This is a genomic window from Weissella cibaria KACC 11862, from assembly GCF_000193635.1.
GTDB lineage: Bacteria > Bacillota > Bacilli > Lactobacillales > Lactobacillaceae > Weissella > Weissella cibaria.
Genome location: NZ_AEKT01000033.1, coordinates 85,101 through 100,468, shown reverse-complemented (window position 1 = coordinate 100,468; position 15,368 = coordinate 85,101). Strand labels below are relative to the sequence as shown.

The window sequence follows — 15,368 nt, the reverse complement described above, 5'->3', positions numbered from 1 at the left end:
ACTTATCCTCTTTCTATAAAAACTGGAATGCGACCGGTATCCTGCGCCTTTGCAAGATCGGCTGGTCGTTGTGAGAAAAGTTGATACAACCGACCAGCTCGATAATCAAGCGCTAAAATGCCAGTTAAATCATCCTTTTCAACTTTATGTATCACTGGCAACGAAAACTCATCACGCTGTTGCTTGAGATAACGACGACCAAGTGTCGTGGCCCCAAGCATGCGCAAATAAGGCGTTGCCATCGCGGTTTGCATTTCCGCGCTTGTAATATTTAAAACAGTGTACAGTAACGTGCGTTGTAGGCGCGCCTGTGTATAACGTTTCGACTTATATGCTGCCATAAATGACGTGAAATCAGTCGCTAGGTGTTGCGCCACCTGTTCTTGCAATCGATACGCTAAACCATCCGTTAACTGATAAATTTGTTCAAGTTCAGCAATTGGCGTTGTCATCACTTTCGTTTGCAACGCATGGTACCAAGTCGTTGACCAAGGTGCGGTTTGAGCGCCTTGGGCTAACAGCTCAGCAGCTTGCTGTCCAACGTACGGTAAGAAAGACGTCGTTGGTGCTTGTTTGTCCATTAATTCTCGGATGGCAGTTGCGCTGGCAATATGATCATCAACCAACCGCGTCTCATGGTAGCCAGCTTTAATCCGCTGGATTGGTTGTAACGTGATTGTGCCTACCAAGTCCAAGTCAATGACAGCGGTCGCATACGCAAACCCCAACATATCATTAGGATCAGTTAATCGAAAGCCAACCACGTCTGCCAGGACATCATTAAACGCCGTGGCATAAGTTTGACTGTAGTCAGTTGAAAATTGTTTGTCAGCCATTAGCCGTTGGTGAGCCTGTTGCGCCAGCGCTAGAAAGTCCAAGTCACCGTGTTCAGCACCAAAAACAATCGTTTTCACACCCGCATCGGCGAGCAATTGCACCGCACCACGCGCAAAAATATGCGCTGGCTGTACCGCAAATGCGAACGGCAATTCAAAAACTAAATCAACCCCACCTCGTAACGCCAGTTCCGCCCGTTGCCACTTGTCAAAGGTAGCTGGCACCCCACGTTGCACATAATTACCACTCATGACAGCGACCACGACGTCCGCACCGGTCAGTGCTTTCGCTTGCGCTACATGGTAAGCGTGCCCATTGTGGAACGGATTATATTCGGTTATTAGCCCAACAGCCTCCATTACCAGCTCACTCCTTTTTAAGCTTTCGTTGCGTTAAAGAACCAACGTGGCGATTCCGCCGTTACTGTTTCGCGACCAAAGTCTGCTAATACCTCAATGTTGGTAAAACCAGCTTCAGTTAACAAGCGCTTATATGTTTCTAACTCGTACGTGCGCTCTGTGTGCACTTCTTGAATTTGTTGGAAGCCATCAATTTCTTCATTGTAAACAAAGAATGTTAACTCATGTTCTACCGTGTGGGCTTGCTCTTCAACACCATATGATGACCACATAAAGGCGGTTTCATCATCATGCCAATTGTACATATACCCCGGATAGTACACGTCTGTCTGCCAAGGTGAAATCACGTCAAACAAAAATTGACCATTAGCTTCCAAGTGGGCTGCAACTTGTTTAAAGGCTTGCAACGTTTCTTCTTCAGACGCCAAATAATTGAATGAATCTGCAAACGACGTAATGGTAGCAAACTTTTGCTCGTAATCTGACCATTCACGCATATCGCCTTCAATTAGTGGCAACATCATGTCTGCTTCTTGCGCATGTTGTGCTGCCAAAGCCAACATTTCAGTTGATAAATCAAAGACCGTAACGTCTTCGTATCCAGCCTTCTTTAATTGAATGGCCAATCGACCAGCACCACCCGCTAACTCCAATAACTTACCATCTTTGTTCTTAATGAACTTCGTGGCGTATTGGAACCAATCAGCATAAGCATCCTCATCGAACAGGTCATCATACAACTTCGCAAAAGTTTGATAATTCATTAGAACTCTTCCTTAACAATCCATTGGTCAATATCAATTTCAGGTGCAGCGCCCCACAACTTTTCCAAATTGTAGAATTGGCGCATTTCATCCTTGAAGACGTGGACAAACAAGTCACCAAAGTCCATCAAAACCCACTCACCTTCACGACGACCTTCGTGGCGTTGCAACTCGAATCCTGCTTCAGCCATCTTGTCTTCGATTTCATCAACAATCGCCAAAACTTGGCGTTGCGTTGGGGCATCCAAAATAAGGTAGGCATCTGCCACCAAGCTAATTTCGTGAATGTCCAAAGCCATCAAGTTTTCAGCGCGCTTTTGATCAGCGGCCTTAACAGCTACTTCCAACATTTCGTTTACTTTGTTTTCCATTACTTCTCTACACTCCATGCGTTGTAAGTCAAAAGCGTTCCCGGATAAACCGGCACGCGCTTTTCAATGAGGTACGCTAGCGTGTGGCCTGTCTGCCATCCCACACTAGCTGCAAGGTCATCAAACGCCAAAGATCGAACTTCTTCGACCCCTGGAAAATCACGCCCTGCTTCAATATAATCTGCCATATAAATGATTTGGCTCAGCGTCGTCATATAAGGTGCACCTGTTGTGTGCTGACGAATTGCCGTTAGGATATCTTCGTTTTGAATGCCCAGCTCATCCTTGACCATTTCTGCGCCAACGATACCGTGCCAAACGTTATTCCCCCAATTAACCAAATCCGGATCCAATTGCTTTTCCGCAATCTTTGCCAAGAAGTCAGCATCTGAGCGTTCCTTGGCGTAATCGTGCGTCAAAGCTGCCACAGAAGCCAACTCTGCATCAACGTCCCACTTGTCTGCTAGCCGAACTGCCATTTCCTCCACACGTAGGACGTGTTGGAAACGATAATCAGACATAGCAGCTTGTGCGGCTGCGACTAAACTTGCTCGTGACCCGTTATAGTACCGGCCCCGATAAATCATCTCGTTTGTCATCCATGTATAACCCGTTTTCTACAATGTAGGCTGCTACCATATCTGGTAGCAAGTAGCGAACCGACTGCTTGGTCGCAATTCGCTTTCGAATATCCGTTGAACTGATTTCAAGGTTTGGCACCTCAACCCATTTCACGGGATAATCCGATTCTCGTGGTTGTCCTGGTCGATTAACCCCGACAAAATTCACTAACTTCAACAAGTCATCAATGCGATACCATGTTTTCAGATAGGCGACTTCATCACCGCCGATAATGAAATAGTATTCATAATTAGGGTGCTCAACTTTCAATTGCAACATGGTGTTGTACGTATAACTCTTACCACCTCGCTGCACTTCCAGCAGTTCCAAGCCAAAATGACTGTTCCCTGCAATGGCCGCTTGCACCATTTTGGCACGATGCAAGGGATCGATTGCCCCTTTGGGATCAACATGTGGTGGCTTAGCATTTGGCATAAAGTAAACCTTATCTAAGCCAAGCTGTTCAGCGACTTGTTCGCCAATCACCAGATGTCCCAAGTGTGGTGGATTGAACGTGCCACCTAAAATACCAATTTTCTTTGTCTCACCGACAAAACTACGCTCAGCTTGTGCCTGCGTCATTGTCTTCTCGATTGTATTAATCATGCCCGAACCCCCGTTCCGAGAGTGATGTTAAATTTTTTGAACGGCGACAGAGTAGCGACGGTTTTCTTTGTCAGCTGACTCTCCGAACAATACTAGTGTGTGCCCAATCGTTTGAACAACTTGAATATCCGTGTTCTCTTCGATAAATGCCTTCAAATCATCAACTTCAACATCTGAATTTGCCAAGATATTAACCTTGAACAACTCGCGCTTGTTGATTGCATCTGAAAGTTGGTCCAACCAGTTTTGTGTCAATCCTTGCTTACCAATACTAAAGAGTGGTCGCATGTCGTGCGCTGAGGCACGTAGGTAACGCTTTTGCTTACCGCGTAGTGAAATCATATTAAATCATTGCCCTTCGTGTTAATACTGAAACACCCTCGGGTGCCCAGCCTGCTACTACCGTGTTGGCGGGAACTGTAATCCAGCCCAATCCATCAATCACGATATCCGTCTTCTCAGTCACCTTAAACTCGTGACGTTGCAATGGTGGCAACATGTCTAAGTTTTCCGTTGTTGGTGGCATCAATAGTTCACCAGCATGCTTGCTGTAGAACTCATCCGCCTTTTCCAGCTTCGTCCGGTGAATCATCAAATTATTTTCAAAGTAAGCCGTAATGCCGGCCTTCTCACCTTGAATGAAATCAAAACGAGCCAAGGCCCCCATGAACAACGTTTGTTCTGGGTTCAATTGATACGTCTTCGGCTTCAATTCCTTTTGTGGTGAGACGTACTTCAAATCCTTTGGCGTCAAATAGTGTGCCATTTGATCTTGGTGAATGATTCCTGGTGTATCAATAATGAACGTGTCATCATCAAGTGGAATTTCAATACGATCCAACGTCGTTCCTGGGAAACGTGACGTTGTGATGACATCCTTTGAATCACCAGTTGCATCCTTAATGATTTGGTTGATCAACGTTGACTTACCAACGTTCGTCACACCAACGACGTAAACTGAACGGCCTTCACGATACTTTTCAATCATATCCAACAATTCAGGGACATCATCACCGCTCTTACCTGAAGTCAACATCACGTCAATTGGTCGCAATCCAGCTACGTTAGCTTGTTGACGCATCCAGTCCTTAATCTTTGAACGCTTCAAAGACTTTGGCAAAACATCAACCTTGTTTCCAACCAACAAAACCGGGTTCTTACCAACAAAGCGGTGCAAGCCTGGAATCAATGACCCTGAGAAGTCAAAGACGTCCATCACGTAAACGACCAAAGAGTCAGTCGTTGAAATTTCGTTCAACAACAAACGGAAATCATCATCCGTCAAATCAACGGGTTGAATTTCGTTATAGTGACGCAAACGGAAGCAACGTTGGCACAATACTTCTTCATTTTCAAAGCCCTTAAGCAAGGCTGACATTGGGGCATAACCCAATTCACCCTTACGCTCAGTTTGAATCAAAGCGCCACAACCAATGCAGCGCAAACCATCGTCCAAGTAACCTTGTACTTCTGTTTCACTAATCAAGAGTAGTCCTCCATTGTAGTTCTGGGTGGGCATTCAACATGCGCTTCTTAACACCCTTTTCGAAAAAACGATTAATCTTTGTATTCCACTGGTCAGTCTCAATTAGTGGCTTAACCAAAATGCTCCGAACGCCATAATTATTAGATGACCAGACGTCAGTTAATAATTGATCGCCGACCATGACAACTTCTTGCTTCGCCAAGCCAAGCGTTGTTGTGGCCTCGTTTAGGCCACGGGTCAGTGGCTTCAAAGCACGTGAGACAAATGGCAACTTCAAAGGTTCAGCAACGCGTGCGATACGGGGTGCTGAATTATTTGAAACGATCATTACAGGGATTCCTGCCTCGTTCATTTGTTCAAGCCAGTCGTGCAATTCCGTTGTGCCGTCTGGGTTATTCCAAGCAATCAACGTGTTGTCCAAGTCAGTCAGCACTGCCTTGATTCCTTGAGCCTTTAATTGTTCAGGCGTCAAACGGTAGATTGCATCAATCATCCAAGTTGGTGTAAATGATTCAGTCATTTTAAGTCCTTTTCTACAAATTGTCTTACTATAAATTATACGCTAAATAACGGCGTTTATAAAGTAGAGATAGCTAGTTAAGCATCGCGTGTTGCCACCCGCCACCAAATAAAAAACAACCAGCAACAACACTGTTACTGATTGTTTTTAAATCCATATTACTTAGCGCGCTCGGCGTTGTACTTCTTTTCACCAACGTGCTCTTCACCCAATGACACGAAGTCGTATGACAACTTGGCATTGCGTTCGAATTCAGCCAAACCGTAGTTGATAATTTCATCAATCAAGTTCGTATAGCTGATACCTGAAACTTCCCACATTTGTGGGTATAGTGAAATATTCGTGAAGCCAGGCAACGTGTTTGGTTCACCCAAGTATGGTGTACCATCAGCATCAATCATGAAGTCCATACGAGTCAACCCAACAAGTCCCAATGCCTTGTAAGCATTTAATGCCATGTCAGTGATTTCCTTTTCAAGGTCATCCCCTAACTCAACTGGTAATTCAAAGACCATACCTGAGGCATCAACGAACTTGTTGTTGTAATCGTACCAAACGTCTTGTTCAGGCAAAACAATACCACCCAAACGAGATGCACGTGGTTGCTCATTACCCAAGATTGAAATGAAGACTTCGCGTGGCTTAGTCAACGCAGCTTCAACCAAAACCTTGTAGTCGTATTGCAAAGCGTCCTTAACACCAGCTTCGAATTCTGCAGCGTTCGTGACGCGTGAAATACCAACTGATGATCCTTGCTTAGCGGCCTTAACGAATAGCACTTCCGTACCAAGTTCCTTAACAAGGCCCTCGTACGTGTAGTCTTGGAAGTTTTGATCCGTCAACAATACATACTTCGTGTTACGAATGCCGGCTTGGTTCAAGATACGCTTCGTCAAATCCTTGTCAAATGACATTGCTGAAGCGGCAGTACCAGGCCCAATGTATGGCTTTTGCAACAAACGGAACAACGCTTGCAACGTACCATCTTCACCCAAGTTACCGTGCACGACTGGGTAGAACAAGTCAATTTCTGACATCTCACCCAAAACTGCAATTGGTGCCAATGGGTTCTTCAAGTCCATCTTTGACTTTGCTTCCGCCACAATCGTATCTTCGTCTTCACCATCAAATACGCGCTTTGAATCAGCGGCATTGATCATGATTCCGTCCTTAGAAATCAAGAAAACCGTTACGTTGTACTTTTCCTTGTCCATGGCATCGTAAATGTTACGTGCTGAACGCTTTGAAACGTCGTGTTCTGATGAATTACCACCAAAGAACATCGCAATGTTTAGCTTTTCTGACATGTCTATCTCCCTGTCAAACTGATTTATTTGGAACCCTCAGTATAACACGTTCCTGAATTCTTGATAAGTTACGCTAGAAAGTTTCGCGCTTCGTTAAGATAATTATAAATTTCTTTAGGCAACTTTTCGCGTAACAGTAGCCCTTGAAGTAACCGCTGCTGGTTGTACATACGATGCCAATCAGCCTCAACTTCAGGTTGCATCTGACGGGTCATTTCTTGACGCCATTGCTTTAATTGCTTTAAGAAATAATCGCGATACAGTGGATTCATGTTCACCAGCGTCACGATATAACTATCAATTCGACGGTTTTCACCCATCACCAGTGGCGTCTCCAAACGCTTGATACGTTCAATCAGCACCGTCAATAAGAAAATTTTGTCTGCACGGGTCACAGCATCATCGTTTGATAAATCATCTAACATATTGCCAACGTGCAAGAATGTGTGGGCCCAGCCTTTCCCCTCAACAAAGCCACGCGTGTCATGCTCTAACGCGATATAAGTCGCTAAGTTATCAATCATCATTTCATGCAAATCATCTGTAAACAAATCAAAGTCATTCGTCCGATTAGCATAGTTCAACATCGACAGAATAAATACAGCGAATGATCGGAAGAAAATACCATCATTATTCGTTTCCGTAATGTGCGAAAACAAGACTGAATCCTGTAAAAGGTAGCGTGTCATCATGACAACTTGGTTATCACTGAAAATATGATTCTGTAAGCCATCACTGACAAAGAAAAACACACCGCGATCACGTAGTTCAGGATCAGTCTGACGCAACCCTGTCATCATATCCAATACGTCTTGATCCGTGACCACCACTGGTTCACCAGCAATCAATGCTGTCTGCCAATCAGAAAGCTTTTCTTGCAATGTACTAGCAGTGGCCGCATCTAATTGCGCAACGGTTGTTGGGGCATCATAATCAAACTGATCAATCAAGCGACCAATCTCAGCTCCCATTGAATCAAATAATTCGCCATGGTGCACCCGTTCACGGATGGCTTGTAATTCTTGTCGGACTTCATCAACGGTATAATCCATTATCTCTATCCCTTTATTTTCTCTAAGTTTTTTTGCTTTCAAAATAAAAGCTATCATCAATAGGTTAACACAACCTCTTGATGATAGCAGATGAAAATATTCGTTTTTAACAACTATTCCTTTAGGTGGAAGTAGTACGTCGATACCGTGACGTCACGTGAGGCCAACGCCGTGCGCAAACGCAAACTATTTTGGTTGTGCAAAGCATTTTGCCAACCGTGACGTGGTACGAATTGCGGAATCAAGATAGTCAAGGAATGATTGCGTTCCTTAGCACCCTTCGCAATTTCATCCACGAAACGTAATGATGGCTCTGTAATTGATCGATAAGACGAGTGAATATCCACGTAGCGGACATCCGGGAATTCACGCTTGAATTCCACCCCCAAACGATGTTCCTTTTCAGGGTTCGAATCAAACGAAACGTGCATTGCCAAAACGCGATCACCCATTGATTGGGCATAGTCAATCGCATCAGCCGTTGCCTTCGTCAAGTTTGAGACCAACACAATCACAGTCGCACCATCGTAATGATGACGCTTGACCGGTTCCTTAGACAAAACACGCAATTGCTTTGCGACAGCGCGGTAGTGCTTGTTTACAGTCCAGAACATCTTAATGAGCACTGGCATGATAATCAAGTAAGGCCAAACTGACTTGAAGTGCATCCAGAATAAGATAACCACCAAGGCAAATGAAATGGCCGCACCAACGAAATTGATTGACGCTTTACCAAGCCAAATACCTTCACGTTCACGGAACCAGTGAATAATCATTCCTGATTGTGACAACGTAAATGGAATGAACACACCCACAGCATACAATGGAATCAGTGCTTCCGTCGAACCGTTAAAGATTAACAGCAAGACGATGGCCCCAATGGCCAATGACATAATACCGTTTGAGTAACCCAGGCGATCACCCTTGTCCATGTAGATGTGTGGCATGAACTTGTCCTTCGCCAAATTAAAGGCTAACTGTGGAAAGGCTGAGAATCCGGTGTTGGCAGCAACTGCCAAAATCAAAGCCGTGGCGATTTGCAACAAATAGAACAGCACGCCGTGACCAAAGGTTGCCTGACCAATTTGGGCCAAAACAGTCACGTGGTCATTTGGACGAATACCATACCAGTATGACAAGAATGTAATGCCGGCAAAGAAGAAGGCCAAAATCAAGGCCATAATTGACAACGTTGCCGCTGCATTACGAGGCTTTGGTTCTTTAAAGTTTGGTACGGCATTTGAAATCGCTTCAACACCAGTCAATGAAGATGATCCACTTGAGAACGCCTTCAAGAACAAGATGATGCCGATATTCGATCCCGTCGTACCGATAGCCGAAGCAGCATGGAACGCTACCTGGCCAGTGGCGATGTTATACAAACCATATAGCACCATCCCCGTAATCATCAAGATAAAGAAGTAAACCGGCACCATCAAGAAGCCAGCTGACTCCCGGACACCACGCAAGTTGATTCCCATCAAAATCAAGATAATCACGACACCAATCCCAACTGCATAGGGATGTAAGGCTGGAATTGCTGAGGTAATGGCTTCTGTACCTGCCGCAACAGATACGGCCACGGTCAGCATGTAGTCAACCAACAATGAACCACCCGCGACAAGTCCTGCGTTACGTCCCCAGTTAGTTGACGTTACGACATACGCACCACCACCCGATGGGTACGCATGAATGATTTGGCGATATGACAACGTAATCGCTGCCAACAGCACCAAAACCAGAATTGCGATCGGAATTTGCATCCAAAGGGCCGCAGCGCTCGCAGCGATCAACGCCGTCGTAATTTGCTCCGTACCATAGGCAACTGATGACAACGCATCAGAAGACAACAATGCCAATGCCTTGGTTCGACTCAAATGTTGCGAGCCTTCTTCCAGGGTCTTCAATGGCTTTCCAATCAACAACCGCTTTAAAAAGCGCCACATGATTAATTCGCTCCTATTAAATTAGATTTAGCTGTTACGCCAATTTGTAAGACGATTTAAAATTTCTACAACGACTTATTTTAGTGCTATTTACACCCGTTGTCTATCATTGATATTTAGATAATTTTTCACAAACAAAGAACCACCGCCAAAAGCATGACGGTGGTTCATTAGTTTGTATTAAATTACATCATGCCCGGCATTCCTTGAGCAGGCATTGCAGGTGCTGCGTCTTCCTTAGGTTGCTCCGCAACAACAGCTTCAGTCGTCAACAACAAAGCTGACACTGAGGCAGCATTTTGCAAAGCTGAACGCGTCACCTTCGTTGGATCCACGATACCAGCAGCAACCATATCAACCCATTCATCAGTCGCAGCGTTGTAACCAATACCAGGCTTTTCGGCCTTCAATTGGTTCACAATCACTGATCCTTCCAAACCAGCATTTTCAGCGATTTGACGAACTGGCTCTTCCAAGGCACGACGCACAATGTTGATACCCGTTTGCACATCCCCATCCTCAGACAAGGCAGCAACCGCAGGGATTGCGTTAACCAAAGCAGTTCCACCACCGGCAACGAATCCTTCTTCAACAGCGGCGCGTGTGGCATTCAAGGCGTCTTCAATTCGGTACTTGCGCTCCTTCAACTCAGTTTCAGTTGCAGCACCGACGTTGATGACAGCAACACCACCGGCCAACTTAGCCAAACGCTCTTGCAACTTCTCACGATCAAAATCAGAGGTTGTCTCAGCAATTTGACCCTTAATCAGGTTAACACGCTCAGCGATGGCATCCTTGTTACCAGCACCTTCAACAATCGTCGTGTTATCCTTTGATACCGTTACCTTAGCGGCTTGACCAAGTTGGGCAATCGTGACGTCCTTCAAGTTCAAACCAAGGTCTTCAGTAATCACGGTACCACCCGTCAAGATAGCAATATCTTCCAATTGGGCCTTACGACGGTCACCGAAGCCAGGTGCCTTCACAGCAACCACGTTAAACGTACCACGCATCTTGTTCAAGACCAACGTTGGCAAAGCTTCACCCGTAATATCATCAGCGATGATCAACAAAGCGCGACCTTGCTCGACAACACTTTGCAACATTGGCAAGATTTCTTGAATGTTCGCAATCTTCTTATCCGTAATCAAAATGTATGGGTTGTCCAAAGATGCTTCCATCTTGTCCGTATCCGTGACCATGTATTGTGACATGTAACCACGGTCAAATTGCATACCTTCAACAACATCCAACGTTGTTTCGATACCCTTTGACTCTTCGATGGTGATAACGCCGTCGTTACCAACCTTCTCCATCGCCTCAGCAATCAACTCACCCACCTCTGGGTTAGCAGCTGAAATTGACGCGATTTGCGCAATTTCTTCCTTCGTTGACACCGTCTTTGACATGTCATGCAATGACTTAACAGCCGCATCCGTTGCCAATTCAATTCCACGACGCACACCAACTGGGTTAGCACCGGCTGTCACATTCTTCAAACCTTCATTAATGATAGCTTGTGTCAAAACAGTGGCTGTCGTCGTACCATCACCAGCGATATCGTTGGTCTTTGAGGCAACTTCAGCAACCAACTTTGCCCCCATGTCTTCAAAGTGGTCTTCCAACTCGATTGACTTAGCAATTGTCACACCATCATTCGTAATAGTTGGTGCGCCGTAGCTTTGTTCAATCACAACATTACGTCCCTTAGGACCAATCGTCGTCTTAACCGTATTTGCAAGCTTGTCAACTCCCGCTTGCATCTTGGCACGTGCATCTTCAGCAAACTTAATGTCCTTAGCCATGATTTATTCACCCTCTATTTTAATAATTTTGATTAATTGTGTTTTGTAAATTAAAGAACCGCAACGATATCCTTTTCGTGTACGACCAAGTAGTCGACACCGTCAACCGTTACTTCTGAGCCAGCATACTTATCAAAGATGACCTGGTCACCTTCCTTCACTGCAGCTGGGGCCGTCAAGTCACCAACTGATTGCGTTGAAACAGCAACAACCGTTCCGGTAACTGACTTTTCTTGAGCGTTTGACGCAAGTAAAATGCCACCAACTGATTGCTCAGGTGCTTCTTCAACTTGCAAAACAACACGATCTCCCAAAGGCTTCAACATGTTATATGACCTCCATAGGCAATTATAATTTTTAGCACTCTCTTTTGTTAAGTGCTAATCAACATAAATAATAATAGCACACTGAGATATTTTTGCAACAAATTTTGTGCAATTATTTACCCGGATAAGACAAAAAGTCTCGACGATTCCCGCCGAGACTTTTGTCTTAATTATTAAATTCTTCCAGTGCCATACTTGCTTCAGTCCATTGTTCCTCGACTGTGGCTAATTGTGCATCCAACGCAGCGATTTCCTTGGACAAGTCCGTTAACTTACCCAAGTCAGCACCGTTGGCTGGATCATTCAACTCTGCGTTCAGTGCATCTCGCTTGGTATTCAACGTTTCCATCTCTTCTTCAGCTGCTGACACTGCCCGTTCAAGCTTACGTTGTTCTTTCTGACGCTCCTTGCGTTCTTCACGACTCAAGTTCTCAATCGGCGTGGCTGACGCTTCTTTGAACTCTTCCGTCGTTTCAAAGCTGGCCTTGGCCCGGTGTGACGCTGCTTGTTCGCCAGCCGTCTTCTCCAAGTAGTAATCGTAATCACCATCAAAGAAACGCGTGCCGTTTGGTGATAACTCAACCACCTCGGTCGCCACGGCGTTAATGAAGTAACGGTCGTGCGAAACAAAGAAAATCGTGCCGTTAAACTCATTTAACGCTGTCTCAAGCACTTCACGTGAATCAATATCCAAGTGGTTGGTAGGTTCGTCAAGAATCAAAAAGTTTGCGTGTTGCAATGACAACTTCGTTAGCAGCAAACGCGCGCGTTCACCACCCGAAAGCGCCGACACAATCTTATCCACCGATTCACCCGAGAACATAAATGAACCCAAAATTGAGCGCACATCGCGTTCTGGCATCGTTGGGTGTTCATCCCAAATCGTATTTAAGACCGACTTCTTTGGATCCAAAGTTTGTTGCTCTTGGTCATAATAACCAACTTCAACATTCGCACCCATTTTGATTGTGCCCGCAATCAAGGGTAACTTCCCCAAGATCGTCTTAATCAACGTTGACTTACCAATTCCATTCGGTCCGACCAAGGCCACTGCGTGTTGCTTGTCCACATCAATATTGACGTGCTCAGCCAAAATATTCGTCAAGTCGTAGCCTAGCTTCACTTCATTGACACGCATTACTTCATTACCAGACTCTTCGTCAGTTGAAAATTGGATATGAGCGACACCCGTTTCATTCTTAGGGGCTTCTAAGCGTTCCATGCGTTCCAACTGCTTACGCCGTGACTGGGCCCGCTTCGTCGTTGACGCACGCACAATGTTACGGTTCACAAAGTCTTCCAACTTGGCAATCTCTTCTTGTTGCTTGTCAAACGCCTTCTGTTCTTGCAGCACCTTAGCAGCCTTTAGCTCCATAAAGCGTGAGTAGTTACCCGTGTAGTGATCCAACACACCCGAGTGCATGTCATAAATTTCGTTCACGACCCGATCCAAGAAGTAACGGTCGTGGGAAACAATCAACAAGGCCCCTTGGTAGTTTTGCAGATATTGCTCCAACCAAGACAGCGTTTGCATATCCAAGTGGTTCGTTGGCTCGTCCAAGATTAGCAAATCAGGCGTCTCCAGCAACTGCTTCGCAATCGCCAAACGCGTGCGCTGACCACCAGATAGTGATGAAATCTTTTGATCATAGAATGATTCGTCAAAGCCAAATCCATGCAATACCGATCGAATAGTTGCTTCATAACCGTAACCATTCATTTCATTGAAATCGTGTTGCGCTTGATCATACGCCGACAATAAACTCGTGTAGTCATCACTTTCATAATCCGTTGCCGATGCGATTTTGGCTTCCATCTCACGCATCTTCTTTTCCAACGAAATCACTCGGTCGAACGCCGTTAACATCTCATTGTAAACCGATAGATCCGAATCTAAACCTGAATTTTGTGCCAAATAAGCGAGCTTAATGCCCTTTTTCATCGAAACAGTCCCCTCATCAGGTTGCGTTTCGCCAATTAGCATCTTCAAAAGCGTTGATTTACCGGCACCATTACGTCCGACCAAACCAACCCGACCTTTATCTTGAATCTGCATTGATATGTTTTCAAAGAACGTCACTCCGCTAAAGCGGCGGGCAACATTACTTGCTTGTAAAATAATCATGATTATATATCTCCGTCTCAACACCCCGCGTCCAGGGCATTGCCTAAATCTCTCTATCTAGTGTAACAGAAAACGCAAAAAATTCCGCGATAGTCAAAAGACTACCCCGGAATTATACTTGCTATTTTAGCCTGCCCGTTTGATTTCCCGTCGAAACGATTGCCAGACTAAGCCACCAATCGTCGTGACAGCAACCACCACCAGACCGAGCCATGTGTAACCCGCCACCGTTTGATTGGTCTGGTTACCAGCCTTCATTGCCTGCACTTCATCATGCGTTTGATATTGGACCACCGCGCCACCGTCAAGTTGCGCACTGGTGGCGTTTGCGCCATTGGTAGTCGCCTGACTTGTCGTCACCCGACTAACCGTCGTTTCATCACCAAACGCCGTGCCACCTACCAAACTCAAACCGAATACAATCAACGCAACCACTATTAAGCGCTTCATGATATTCTAACCCCTTTCTCTGTTCGACTAACTTACCCATGTTAGTCCCATTGAAAGTGTATACTATATTACGCTAAAAAGAGCAGATTACTGGAAAACGACACCTTGCTTTTGCTTTTCGTGCTGAATAAAGTACTCCCAGGCATGCATTTCACTCTCAAACCAGAGATGCTGCCCATCGTAGTCCATAACTTCCAATGATGTTTGAACAAGTGGCCATTCATTATTCGGCTTGCCTTCAATGTGTTGCCACATGAATGAGGCTCGTGCAGCAACATCACCAGTTGGGGTATAGAAAATAATGTTTGAGATATTCCCATTCGTTTGGTAATAACGAGTTGCTGACTTAAACCCACGCCAGTCCCAAATATCCGTTACAGCAACATGGTCCAATCGGTCAATGTAATGCAACATTGATGAACGACCACCTGGGTTGCCGGCAAATAATTCCACATCAATCACATTGCGACCGTAAGTCGTCCCAAACCGACGAGCCTGGGCCATCCCCCAATCAATACCGTCCAAGTGATAGCGTGTCTTATCAATTTGCGGATTGTGTCGATAGTGGACCATTTTAGGATCCACATCAGTTGCCTTTTGAAACACATCATACATATTCAACAAATCTTGATCCGTTAAACCGTGATTAGCCAAGTGCATATGTTGATCTGGGTAATACCCACGCACAACAATTTTCGCATCATTGCCCGCCGCACGGTCCTCTTTTACCCGTGCAGCCACGTTGACATCAAGCGTTGGTAAATCTGAATTATCTATATATAAGTTCATCGCT

The 15,368-nt window shown here is 45.2% G+C and carries 16 protein-coding genes; all 16 read right to left on the bottom strand.

Annotation, left to right across the window (positions count from 1 at the left end; all coding sequences use genetic code 11):
• Positions 1–2 precede the first annotated feature (2 nt).
• Positions 3–1,196 (bottom strand): nucleotidyltransferase, encoded by a 1,194-nt coding sequence (locus ESE_RS0107625; RefSeq protein WP_010373541.1) that lies wholly within the window; start codon positions 1,194–1,196, stop codon positions 3–5.
• 17 nt (positions 1,197–1,213) lie between these two features.
• Positions 1,214–1,960 carry a class I SAM-dependent DNA methyltransferase gene (locus tag ESE_RS0107620; protein WP_010373539.1) on the bottom strand — a complete coding sequence of 249 codons (747 nt, stop codon included), beginning with the start codon at positions 1,958–1,960 and terminating at the stop codon, positions 1,214–1,216.
• On the bottom strand, positions 1,960–2,331 hold the full coding sequence (gene rsfS / locus ESE_RS0107615; protein WP_010373537.1) for a ribosome silencing factor: 372 nt from the start codon (positions 2,329–2,331) through the stop codon (positions 1,960–1,962). The genes ESE_RS0107620 and rsfS overlap by 1 nt, the downstream gene beginning before the upstream one ends.
• Positions 2,331–2,930 carry a bis(5'-nucleosyl)-tetraphosphatase (symmetrical) YqeK gene (gene yqeK, locus ESE_RS0107610; protein ID WP_029237488.1) on the bottom strand — a complete coding sequence of 200 codons (600 nt, stop codon included), beginning with the start codon at positions 2,928–2,930 and terminating at the stop codon, positions 2,331–2,333. The genes rsfS and yqeK overlap by 1 nt, the downstream gene beginning before the upstream one ends.
• A complete protein-coding gene (locus ESE_RS0107605; RefSeq protein ID WP_010373533.1) occupies positions 2,893–3,558 on the bottom strand; it encodes a nicotinate-nucleotide adenylyltransferase in 666 nt (221 codons plus the stop codon). Before ESE_RS0107605 ends, yqeK begins: the two co-directional genes overlap by 38 nt.
• A 27-nt stretch (positions 3,559–3,585) precedes the next feature.
• Entirely contained in the window at positions 3,586–3,900 is a 315-nt protein-coding gene (locus ESE_RS0107600; RefSeq protein ID WP_010373531.1) for a YhbY family RNA-binding protein, read from the bottom strand.
• Position 3,901: 1 nt separating this feature from the next.
• Positions 3,902–5,041, bottom strand: coding sequence for a ribosome biogenesis GTPase YqeH (gene yqeH / locus ESE_RS0107595; RefSeq protein WP_029237486.1), 1,140 nt, complete (start codon positions 5,039–5,041; stop codon positions 3,902–3,904).
• On the bottom strand, positions 5,037–5,564 hold the full coding sequence (locus ESE_RS0107590) for a YqeG family HAD IIIA-type phosphatase (protein WP_010373527.1): 528 nt from the start codon (positions 5,562–5,564) through the stop codon (positions 5,037–5,039). Before ESE_RS0107590 ends, yqeH begins: the two co-directional genes overlap by 5 nt.
• 158 nt (positions 5,565–5,722) lie before the next feature.
• A complete protein-coding gene (locus tag ESE_RS0107585; RefSeq protein WP_010373525.1) occupies positions 5,723–6,871 on the bottom strand; it encodes a D-alanine--D-alanine ligase family protein in 1,149 nt (382 codons plus the stop codon).
• Positions 6,872–6,939: 68 nt separating this feature from the next.
• Positions 6,940–7,923: a DUF2785 domain-containing protein gene (locus ESE_RS0107580; RefSeq protein WP_010373523.1), complete on the bottom strand. Its 984-nt coding sequence runs from the start codon at positions 7,921–7,923 to the stop codon at positions 6,940–6,942.
• Positions 7,924–8,036: 113 nt separating this feature from the next.
• Positions 8,037–9,869: an APC family permease gene (locus ESE_RS0107575; protein WP_010373522.1), complete on the bottom strand. Its 1,833-nt coding sequence runs from the start codon at positions 9,867–9,869 to the stop codon at positions 8,037–8,039.
• Between the two features lie 185 nt (positions 9,870–10,054).
• On the bottom strand, positions 10,055–11,674 hold the full coding sequence (groL, locus tag ESE_RS0107570) for a chaperonin GroEL (RefSeq protein ID WP_010373520.1): 1,620 nt from the start codon (positions 11,672–11,674) through the stop codon (positions 10,055–10,057).
• 50 nt (positions 11,675–11,724) lie between these two features.
• Positions 11,725–12,000 (bottom strand): co-chaperone GroES, encoded by a 276-nt coding sequence (locus tag ESE_RS0107565; protein WP_010373518.1) that lies wholly within the window; start codon positions 11,998–12,000, stop codon positions 11,725–11,727.
• Positions 12,001–12,166: 166 nt separating this feature from the next.
• On the bottom strand, positions 12,167–14,125 hold the full coding sequence (locus ESE_RS0107560; protein WP_010373516.1) for an ABC-F family ATP-binding cassette domain-containing protein: 1,959 nt from the start codon (positions 14,123–14,125) through the stop codon (positions 12,167–12,169).
• A gap of 126 nt (positions 14,126–14,251) precedes the next feature.
• Positions 14,252–14,575: a hypothetical protein gene (locus ESE_RS0107555; protein WP_010373514.1), complete on the bottom strand. Its 324-nt coding sequence runs from the start codon at positions 14,573–14,575 to the stop codon at positions 14,252–14,254.
• 87 nt (positions 14,576–14,662) lie between these two features.
• Positions 14,663–15,364: a glycosyl transferase gene (locus tag ESE_RS0107550; protein ID WP_010373512.1), complete on the bottom strand. Its 702-nt coding sequence runs from the start codon at positions 15,362–15,364 to the stop codon at positions 14,663–14,665.
• Positions 15,365–15,368 lie beyond the last annotated feature (4 nt).